Origin of the sequence: Liquorilactobacillus ghanensis DSM 18630 (genome assembly GCF_001435235.1) — a bacterium.
In the GTDB taxonomy this organism is placed as follows: Bacteria; Bacillota; Bacilli; order Lactobacillales; family Lactobacillaceae; genus Liquorilactobacillus; species Liquorilactobacillus ghanensis.
The window spans coordinates 1-2211 of record NZ_AZGB01000008.1 but is presented as its reverse complement, the minus strand read 5'-3'; the positions used below and the strand labels follow the sequence as shown (position 1 = coordinate 2211).

Sequence of the window (2211 nt, the reverse complement as noted above, 5' to 3'; positions counted from 1 at the left end):
AATAAAATTAGCACAAATTGCCTTTAAAGGCAATTTGTGCTAATTTTATTAATGTTAGTTTAATTAGTTAGCAAATATTTTCACTTTAGAGGTGAAAATATTTGCTCCACAGTAAAGAAGGGAAATCCTATATGGATAATAAAAAGAAAGCAGCATTATTAAAAGAAAATTACAAGCAATGGAAACAGGATGCTTTAAATAATAAAGGATTTTTTGTTATTTTTAACGGCTTTTTAGAAGAAGGAAAACTAAGATCTATTAGTGGTGGAGCACTAAAACTATATATTTTTCTAGGAATTAGATCCAATAATTTAACAGGGGAATCTTTTTATACAGTAAAACAAATAGCCCAATACTTTCTTACTAGCGAAAGAACAGTTTCTAATTGGATTAGGGAACTGGAAAAGATGAATTTAATTTTAAGACTCCAGTTGAAGTATAATGGGGTTACCCATACATTTCTAAACCCATATAAAACATCACAAAATAGGAAATCAAATAGATAAAGAAATTGCATCTCAGATATCTCGCAAACTTCAAGATTTTATAAAGAATGTGGAAACGATAAAAAGTGAAATAGAAAACCAGTTTCCTCTCATTCACTAGACACTAGAAAAGGATTAAGGACGACTCGATTTTCAAAAGTGTTCATAGATTTATCTGTGGAAGGATAAAAGTATAAAATTACCAAAAGTGCCACCAGACACTTTTCTTTTCTTTTAAATCGTTTTTACTCCTAAAATCTGAATGATTATTAGAATCACTTTGGTTAGAAGTAATGGCCTTAATTGCTTCTATTTTCTTTTCAGCTATGAGATGTAGCTGTTGTGATTGATCTAATAATTTTTGCATTGCTTTCAATTGGTCATCTTTTTCTTTAATTTGTTTATCCTTGATTGATAATTGTTCTTTGAGTAGTTCTACGGTGTCTGCGCCTTTGTTACCAGTGTTACTAGCAAGTAGTTTCCTACCTGATTTGTGGTTGTTACCACTATTAAAGTGTTGCTTTAACAGTAAATATCCAGAATCTGTAACGACTAAGGTTTGTACCCCGTTTCTGGTAACAGTTTGCACATAGTTTGCTCTAAAATTTTCATCCAATTTTTTTCTAATAGCTTGCTTTGATACACCAAACTCATCGGCAAGTTCTCTAATTGTTTTAGACATTATTTCCAAACCCCTTTCGGAGTTCAGCAAGTACTTCTTGTCTTGTCTGATCTCTGATTTTTTGATCATGTTCAGCTTGTTTTTCAGCCAATACCTGTTTTTCAGTTGTTCCTAAAGGCAAGCATTTAACTTTGTCAATTGCACGCCACTTTTCTTTATCTGATAATTCATCATTGTGCTGAATGTTAAAGAGTTTTTGACGCTCATCTTGAAACTTGCCTTGAGAAAAATCATTTGCGTCCTTTCTTTCAGGGTTCCAAGTAAAAGAATAACCGATAACTGGTTTTCCTCTGCCTTTACCATATTTTTTTCTAATCGTTAGACCTCTAAAAAGCGGGGTTAATTCTTCTCTAATTGGCTTAATAACCTTTTTGTCAACATTTGAAGGACTATTCCAATAACTTTTAGGTATATCAAGCAATTCAAAAAAATCTTCTTTAGAGAAATAAGAATAGCCAGTAGTTCGAAATTGCTTAATTAGACGAAACATTGTTTTAGCGTAACTGCTTTTTAAATTTCTAAATTCTGTTAGGGCATAACGAACCCAACTTTCTAAATCGTTTAGCAAGTGCAATGCTTTGGGATAAATCTGAATATCAACATAAGGTTCTTCAGCTTCACCTTTAATTTCAAATTCAGTAAACATAACAAAAAATTCACGATTTAAGCCACTCTTACTTCTACGGCCAAACCTAAGGCTGAGGATCTTTTGGTATGTATTTTCAATATCATCAATAAAACGTTTATTTGCGGTTGGTTTATAGTTACTAAGCTCTTTTAATTGATCAAAAGAGAAACGAACAGTTTTATTCCCTTGATCCCGCATGCGGGAAACAATTGAAAAAAATAAATTCATCTCAATTGGGGTAAATTTTCTCAAGGGAATAGTATTCAACTCAGGATCATACTTAACTAATTCATTAGACATGATTATCACCTCAAACACATATTAAAATAAAAGCACCTTTTTATCAAGTACAGAACTTATAAAGGTACTTGATAAACAGACAAAAGGTACTTGATAAACAGACAAAAGGTACTTGA

General features: G+C 31.7%; 3 protein-coding genes. 1 reads left to right on the top strand and 2 read right to left on the bottom strand.

What is annotated here, in order from left to right:
• The first annotated feature begins 131 nt into the window (after positions 1-131).
• Positions 132-506: a helix-turn-helix domain-containing protein gene (locus FC89_RS02845; protein WP_157060640.1), complete on the top strand. Its 375-nt coding sequence runs from the start codon at positions 132-134 to the stop codon at positions 504-506.
• 178 nt (positions 507-684) lie between these two features.
• Here the strand turns inward: FC89_RS02845 and FC89_RS02840 are convergent, their stop codons facing one another.
• Both FC89_RS02840 and FC89_RS02835 read right to left on the bottom strand, forming a co-directional pair.
• Positions 685-1167 carry a helix-turn-helix domain-containing protein gene (locus FC89_RS02840; protein ID WP_057871043.1) on the bottom strand — a complete coding sequence of 161 codons (483 nt, stop codon included), beginning with the start codon at positions 1165-1167 and terminating at the stop codon, positions 685-687.
• Positions 1160-2095: a replication initiation protein gene (locus FC89_RS02835; protein ID WP_057871042.1), complete on the bottom strand. Its 936-nt coding sequence runs from the start codon at positions 2093-2095 to the stop codon at positions 1160-1162. Before FC89_RS02835 ends, FC89_RS02840 begins: the two co-directional genes overlap by 8 nt.
• Positions 2096-2211 lie beyond the last annotated feature (116 nt).

Coding starts and splice junctions, on each gene's coding strand:
- FC89_RS02840 (WP_057871043.1), bottom strand. CDS start 1,167: ATGTCTAAAACAATTAGAGAACTTGCCGATGAGTTTGGTGTATCAAAG.
- FC89_RS02835 (WP_057871042.1), bottom strand. CDS start 2,095: ATGTCTAATGAATTAGTTAAGTATGATCCTGAGTTGAATACTATTCCC.
- FC89_RS02845 (WP_157060640.1), top strand. CDS start 132: ATGGATAATAAAAAGAAAGCAGCATTATTAAAAGAAAATTACAAGCAA.